The following is a 7,539-nucleotide window of genomic DNA, read 5'->3' on the forward strand; positions in this document are numbered from 1 at the left end:
AGCTGACGGGATGAACTTCATAACCAAAAAGCCAGCGCGGGTAGTTACCAGCATAGCTCATGTTGCATTACAAACGCAGGGAAAGTAATTCGCTTTTGTAAAACGGATTTTTTTAAACTCTAAAAGGGGTGTTTTAAGGCTTAGTTATTTTTGAGAACTACACGCTACTTTACAAACGAGCGCACTTACAAACCTCTTATTTGAGCTCGCTTTGATTAGGAATTTCCATCTTTTTGGCGAAAGATGGTGGTTGTGCAACGGTTACCCGTGTTACATGCTAGCGTTCTTTTCATGCGTCTTGGTATTTCAGTTCTTCACTAATTATTGTCATCAATCTTTGGAGTTCCGAATTCATCTTAATGTCTCTCTCAAATTTTCGTCTGAGTATTCCTTTACATGCTTGAGGACTTAAATAGAATTTTTCAGGCACTTCGTCTGTTTGAACAATGTCCGCAAGATTACCTTCTATTGGGTTATTTGGAAATGCCGAAGCATTCAAATACTGTCCATTGCTCAAAGCGTGTATACCGTCAAGTAAAAATAATTTTGTGTGTAAGTTGTTTTTATGTTCACGCACATATTTTACCCATTCTATATTTTCGTTGTGTCCGTCTGCAAAATAATTAGCTATTTGTTGACCAATCCATTTTACCACAGGAACAGCCCAAGAATTACCAACAGCCTGATACCTATTTGTATCGCTATTTCCGTTTACAAGAGTGTAATTGTCAGGGAAACCCATAAGCCTTTCACATTCTAGTGGCGTAAATCGTCTTATTCTGTCGTTTTGTGCAACGTATAGAGAGCCATTGTAAGCTGCTGCGTTACCATTCCATTTTGTACCGTATGCAGAGTAAAGACAGTCTGTATATTTTCTAAAAAACTCAAATTTTGTATTGTCTTTAAAAATTATTTGTTCTTCGTTTTCTGATAATTCAATGTCGTCACCAAAAAGTGTTGGTGAGCCGTTTTTTCGTTTTGATGAATTGTTTTTGAAAAGGAGTTCAACATTCTTATTGTCAAACTCAAATAACAATTGGTCAGGTCTGAAATCCTTTCCGCCTGCCATAACGTAAAGGCGTTTACGTTGTTGAGGAAGTCCAAAGTACTTTGCATCTATTACACGCCAAGCAACATTTCTAGTTTTTCCAAGTACAAAACCCGATTTAGACCATTTACTAATTTTCAATTCTTCGTCATAACCTGCTAAACCTGCAATGAAGTTGCCAAATGCATTTGTTTTGTCATTTATAACACCTTCAACATTTTCCCAAAGTACAATTGCAGGTTTTTTGTTTTCAGTTTCTCTGATTTTATCAATTGCATTCGCAATTTCAATAAATGTCATTGTAAGCTGTCCACGTTCATCTGATAGTCCGTTTTTCCAACCTGCTAGTGAAAAAGCCTGGCAAGGAGTACCGCCACAAAATACATCAGGTGCAGAATACTTTTTGTCCAGTATAAAACTAGGCAATTCAGTCATGTTACCAACATTTGGAATATGTGGATAATGAAAGTCTAAAACCTTACTTGGAAACTCAGCAATTTCTGAACTCCATAATTGTTTTAGTCCAAATGGATTGAACGCCAATTGTGCGGCTTCAATTCCCGAACACACACTACCAAATGTTACATTTTCTCTCATCCAAATTTATTTGCTTCAAAGCTACAAAAGAATACTATAGTATGCAAGTTGATTAAGCCTTTTTTTCACCTGCTTCTAGAAATTTAGCTTTCCATAATTCAAGGTCGTACCCAGGACAACCAACACAACCATTTTCATCAAATGCCGTTTGCCCTGCCCAATTTTCATCTCCTTGATAATACCATTTCAATCCCATATAATCTCCACGCTTGCCCGTTTTAAAGCAAGTATCGCAGTAGCGAGATTTCCACATATTTGTCTGATTGGAAAGAAGTTGAAACTTCTTTATTATGTCAGCAACAGACATATCATTAGGATTATCGCTTTCTGGTTCATTCCATCTTTGAGAAGGAAATTTATGGTCAACGAGCAATTCAACTTCACTTCGTACAACATTAAAGCAAACTTCACGGTAGCCTAAAACACTCTTAATTCTTTTCTTTAAAACTTCCGACATTGGTTTTCTTAATTCATTACCGTGTTCAAAGCGTGCTTCAATAGAAGGAAGCATTACCAAAATATCGTGCATAGTTTTTTGTCCGCAAGTCCCACAACTTCTTCTTCTAGAACCTATGATATAGCCTCGTTTTTTCAAATCTCTTAAACGCGCTGCTGGTTGTGGATTAACTTGTGGAACAGGTCCGCAAACACGACATTCCCAATCACCGGAATATAATGCTGCCAAAACTTTGTATGTAGCAGAAGTTTTGTCTGCCCATTTAGCATCACTTTCTAAAATCCATGCTTCGCGGTTGTCGGGATGAAGTAACTCATAGTTTTCTTCAAGCAAACTATCAAACTCTTCGTCTGTAAGGTCTAAGCCTTGTTTTTCGAGGAATTTTGGCAATGCACCTTGCCATTTTTTTACTTGATACTCAAATTCCACTTCCATAAAAACATCGCTTGTTTTTTCAGGAATGAAATACTCGCTGTCAATTGTGATGTAGGGTTTAATTTGCTTTTTTGCCATGATTGCTAGCTTTGATTAAGTCTTCAATATTGACTTCTAAAGCGTTAGCAATCTTCTGCATATTTACAAGCGTGATGTTTTTTTCAGCTCGTTCAATCATACCTATGTATGTCCTGTGAAGGTCGGCACGATGTGCTAATTCTTCTTGGGAAATATTGAGAAGTCGCCTGTATTTTCTAACGTTTTCTCCAAATAAGTTTAGTATGTCATGTTCTGAAATCATTGCTAACTAAAGTCTGCACAAAGCTACCTTTAGTATACAACGTGTACCACAGACTATAATTAGCATTTTGGGATTGTCAGCTTTGTATTTTTCTAGCATTCTGTTTTTACGGTGTCGTCTTTTACGCTTGCATATAACTTTACAATTGGCAAAATTCCCGCATTTTATCAATTTTCAAAAACAAGCTTAAGTTATTTAATAATAGACAATTGCGGCAATAAATTTCTGCGTATTTTTAATCTATTAAATTGGTCATTTGTTTCTCCTTTTGCCCTATACGAATATACGTTATTTCCACCAAACGTTAGTAACGTATTTCTTAGCCCGGATGGCAGCGGCAGCCCGTAAGAAAAACACGGTATTGTGAAACGGTGGGTGTGGGCGACCCCAGCAGCCCGATGCCTGCCGATTGCACAAACCGTATTTTTTGCGGACTACAGCGAACAGCCGGATTAGCTACTAGTAGTCATTAAACCTGAGTTCGATTAAAAATCTTTGTCAGATCGCTTGAAATCAACAAAATGTGAAGTCAAAAAACAAAGAAAAATCACAATTCGCATGCTAAACAGATAAACGGCTGCTTACTTCGTTAGATTTTTTTGCGGTACTACAGTATCCCAAAACAAATCCGCCTTGTAATCAACCACTTATCTATTTTCTGACTGCAATTTTTAAAACGAACTCAGGTTTTAAAAAAGCAGCTCTTTATTTGGCTGCTTTCTTGTTCTTACGAACGGTAGATTTTGTCGTATAAATCGCGGTAGAGTTCTAGCACCGCTTTTCTTTTGAGTTTCATTGTGGGCGTTAAGTGTCCGCCGTCGATGCTCCACACTTCTGGCGTGAGCTCAAAACGTTTGATTTTTTCCCAATTACCAAAACGCTCGTTGATACCTTCGATTTCCTGGTCGATGCGGGCAATAACTTTCTCGTTTTTAATGAGTTCCTTATTATCGTCGGAGAGTTCGATCTGGTGCATTTTTGCCCATTCGCGGACGAAAACAAAATTGGGTTGTACAAAAGCTGCGGGCATTTTCTCGCCGTCGCCAATTACCATAATGTTTTCGATGAAACGCGACTGTTTCATGGCGTTTTCCAACAATTGCGGCGCAATATATTTTCCGCCACTGGTTTTAAACATCTCCTTCTTACGATCGGTTATTTTCAGGAAGCCATCGGCATCAATCATTCCGATATCGCCCGTGTGGAAATAGCCGTCTTTCAAAACCTCCGCCGTCTTTTCCGGATCTTTATAGTAGCCGAGCATGATGTTAGGACCCTTGCACAAAATTTCGCCATCTTTCGCAATTTTAACCTCCACGTTATCGATGACGCGCCCGACCGTTCCAATTCTAAAACCGCCGTTACGTTGGTCGTTTACAGCAATTACGGGCGAGGTTTCCGATAAGCCATAGCCTTCCATAACGGGTATTTGCGCAGCGGCAAAAACACGTGCTAAACGCGGTTGCAAGGCTGCACTTCCCGAGACAATCAGTTCTAAATTGCCGCCTAAACCTGCCTTCCATTTACTGAAAATCAGTTTGCGGGCAATGCTTAATTGAAACTCGTACCAGGCGCCGTTTTTTCCGTACGGTTCGTAACGCAAGCCCAAATTGATTGCCCAAAAGAAGAGTTTTTTCTTGATGCCACTGAGTTCCGAACCTTTGGCGTAAATCGAGTCGTACACTTTTTCGATCAGGCGCGGTACCGCGGTCATTACCGTTGGTTGCACTTCTTTTAAATTGGCGCTTAGTTGCTCGATTGATTCTGCAAAATAAATACTCACGCTGTAATATTGGTAGATATACACCACCATACGCTCGTAAATGTGGCAAATGGGCAAAAACGAGAGTGCGCGCGATTTACCGGCCGCGAACGGAATACGTTTTTCAGAATCGAGTACGTTCGAGGCAATGTTTCGGTGCGAAAGCATCACACCTTTTGGTTTTCCGGTTGTTCCTGACGTGTAAATGATTGTAGCAAGATCGTCGGTTTTTACCGAGTTTTTGCGAATTTCTACTTCCGCCTGTAGCTCAGTGCTGTCGCCTAAAGCCAAAAATTGTTCCCAAGTATGGCAGCCCGAAATGGTATCGAAGCTGTAAATCTCTTTTAAATTCGGAATTTGCGAGCGCACTTTCATCAGTTTGTCGTAGACTACCTGATCCGAAACAAAGCAATGCGTCGCTTCGCTGTGGTTTAGAATGTATTCGTAGTCTTCCTCGCCAATCGTTGGATACACCGGAACGTTTTGCGCAGCGATTTGCAAAACACCTATATCTAAAATATGCCACTCTGTTCGATTCGTTGAACTTATCACGGCTATTTTATCGTTGGGCTTTACACCTAAAGCGAGTAGGGCACGTGACGCCTGATTGGCTAAATCCACGTATTCCTGAGTGCTGGTTTTTATCCACTTACCGTTTTTCTTAGACACTAGTGCGTCTGAAATAGGTAATTTTTCGAGTTGGTGGTAGGGGAAATCAAATAAACGTGTAATCGACGTCATGTTTTGTGCTTTATGCGGCAAATTAACTATTAAAATACTTTTTCGCAATATTGCTAAAAAAATATAGGCTTAAATTTCAATTGAATTAGTTTTGCAGCAGATTTTTTAACAATGTGGAAAAATAAAAATTGGAGTCGTTTTCGAGGCGATGAATACGCAGTTTTGTTTTATCGAATCGGATTGGCTTTTGTCATGTACCAAGTGTGCCGACTATTCTTTTATATATATAATGCTGATTTAATTGAAGTTAACGGTATTTCCGAATATTTCCATCTGGCATATCACGGTTTAGCTTTCGATACTACAGCAATTTTATACTTAAACGGATTATTTATTGTGTTGGCTATTTTGCCGTTGCCGCAAACAAGAACTTTAACATTTCAAAAGGCGCTAAAAGTCCTCTATTTTGTCACAAACGGAGTGGGTTTGGCCTTGAATTGCATTGATTTGATCTATTATCGCTTCAATTTCGGACGTTCAACAAGCGCCATAACCGATTCTATTGCGCATGAATCCAATAAATTATTGCTTTTTGCCAATTTTGCTTTGAACTATTGGCACGTATTTTTATTGTTTATCGTGCTTTTGCTGGCTTGGATCAAAGCTTACAGTTTATTTCGTCCGCAGTTCGATAAGCTGCGTTTTACCCTTGCGTACTTCGTTTTTTCCCTGTTGGCAATGCTTGTAATTGTTACCTTAGCCATAGGAGGTATTCGCGGCGATTTCAAGAAAAGTACGCGACCCATAAATTTGGTTGATGCCAATCGGTACGTTCGAGTTTCCTCGCAGGCCGATATCGTGCTCAATACGCCATTTTCTGTTTTTAGAACCTTGTTTAGCAACAATTTTAAAAAGGTAAACTTTGTTTCGGAAGGTGAAATCGACTCGTTGGTAAAGCCGTACAAGCAGTACCGCAACAATCCCAAAACGCGTCCGAATATCGTGATCCTAATTTTAGAAAGTAACGGAAAAGAGTATTTTGGATCTTTCAACAAAGAAATGGGCATCAAAAATCACATAAGTTACACGCCTTTTGTAGATTCGCTCGCGCAGCACAGTCGCATTTACACGAATGCGTACGCGAACGGTTATAAGAGTATTCACGCCATGTCGTCGGTTTTGGCGGGAATTCCGTCGTTTAAAGATGCGTTTACATCTTCGCCTTATCCGAAACAGCCCACTGAGTCGCTAGTCTCGGTTTTGGAATCGCTCGGTTACAACACATCGTTTTTTCACGGCGCTCCAAACGGTTCTATGGGATTTCTGGGCTACGGAAATATTTTGGGTTTCGATGCCTATTACGGAAAGAACGAATACAATAACGACGCCGATTTCGATGGTGTTTGGGGAATTTGGGACGAACCGTTTTTCCAGTATTTCAATAAAACCATAAGCCAATTTAAACAGCCATTTTTTACGACTTTGTTTTCGGTTTCCTCGCACGAACCGTATAAAGTTCCGGAAAAATATGAAGGGAAATTTCCGAAAGGCAACGTTAAAATGCATCAATGTATGGGATACACCGATTATGCCTTGAAGCAATTCTTCGCTCAAGCCAAAAAGCAAGCGTGGTTTGAGAACACTATTTTTGTTTTGGTTGGCGATCACGGAAACACCATTTTTTACGACGAATACAAAAAGGAAGCAAACAAAAATGCAGTAGCGCTGCTGTTTTACGCGCCAAAGTACAATTTGAAAGGTGCCGACAATCGGTGGGCGCAGCAAATTGATATTTATCCGACGCTGCTGGATTTAATTGGATACGACAAGCCGTTTCGCAGCTGGGGACGCAGTTTGTTGAGCGATAACGAGATTTCGCCTTTCGTTATTCGTTACAGCAGCAACAACTACATGCTGTTTGCCGACGGCTACATTTGTATTTTCGACGGACGAAAAGCGGTAGGTTTTTATAAAGATACCGACCGTGGTTTAACCCAAAACCTGATTGCCCAGCGAAACGCTACCATGAACCAGATCGAGCGCCGTTGCAAAGCCTTGATTCAAGATTACATGCAGCGTATTATGGATCGAAAATTGGGAGGAATTGGGCAAAACTCTATGAATTAACGCCAATTCAAAATCAGTTTTTACCTGAGTTTTTTGATTTTTTGGGTGTGCCGGCGCCAACGTCCTTTATTCCACAGTTCGTAACTGCTCCGCAAAACAATCGTTGAGCGTATCAAAGTAGCGCCGTCGCG

5 protein-coding genes are annotated in these 7,539 nt (G+C 40.1%); 1 reads left to right on the forward strand and 4 read right to left on the reverse strand.

Annotated features, from left to right (window positions below; translation table 11 throughout):
- Positions 1 to 289 precede the first annotated feature (289 nt).
- The 4 genes from CHX27_RS05225 to CHX27_RS05240 all read right to left on the reverse strand — a co-directional run bounded on the left by CHX27_RS05225 (position 290) and on the right by CHX27_RS05240 (position 5,341).
- A complete protein-coding gene (locus tag CHX27_RS05225) occupies positions 290 to 1,645 on the reverse strand; it encodes a DNA cytosine methyltransferase (protein WP_094485706.1) in 1,356 nt (451 codons plus the stop codon).
- A gap of 52 nt (positions 1,646 to 1,697) precedes the next feature.
- The gene (locus CHX27_RS05230; protein WP_094485707.1) at positions 1,698 to 2,615 is read right to left on the reverse strand and encodes a hypothetical protein; all 918 of its coding nucleotides are present in this window, start codon (positions 2,613 to 2,615) and stop codon (positions 1,698 to 1,700) included.
- Complete coding sequence (locus CHX27_RS05235; protein ID WP_094485708.1) at positions 2,596 to 2,838, reverse strand: helix-turn-helix domain-containing protein; 243 nt, start codon at positions 2,836 to 2,838, stop codon at positions 2,596 to 2,598. The genes CHX27_RS05230 and CHX27_RS05235 overlap by 20 nt, the downstream gene beginning before the upstream one ends.
- 727 nt (positions 2,839 to 3,565) lie before the next feature.
- Complete coding sequence (locus CHX27_RS05240; RefSeq protein ID WP_094485709.1) at positions 3,566 to 5,341, reverse strand: AMP-dependent synthetase/ligase; 1,776 nt, start codon at positions 5,339 to 5,341, stop codon at positions 3,566 to 3,568.
- Between the two features lie 111 nt (positions 5,342 to 5,452).
- On the opposite strand from CHX27_RS05240, the gene CHX27_RS05245 reads away from it, so the two are divergent.
- Positions 5,453 to 7,408 (forward strand): LTA synthase family protein, encoded by a 1,956-nt coding sequence (locus tag CHX27_RS05245; protein WP_094485710.1) that lies wholly within the window; start codon positions 5,453 to 5,455, stop codon positions 7,406 to 7,408.
- Positions 7,409 to 7,539: the final 131 nt, after the last annotated feature.

Source organism: Flavobacterium aurantiibacter, assembly GCF_002251775.1.
In the GTDB taxonomy this organism is placed as follows: domain Bacteria; phylum Bacteroidota; class Bacteroidia; order Flavobacteriales; family Flavobacteriaceae; genus Flavobacterium; species Flavobacterium aurantiibacter.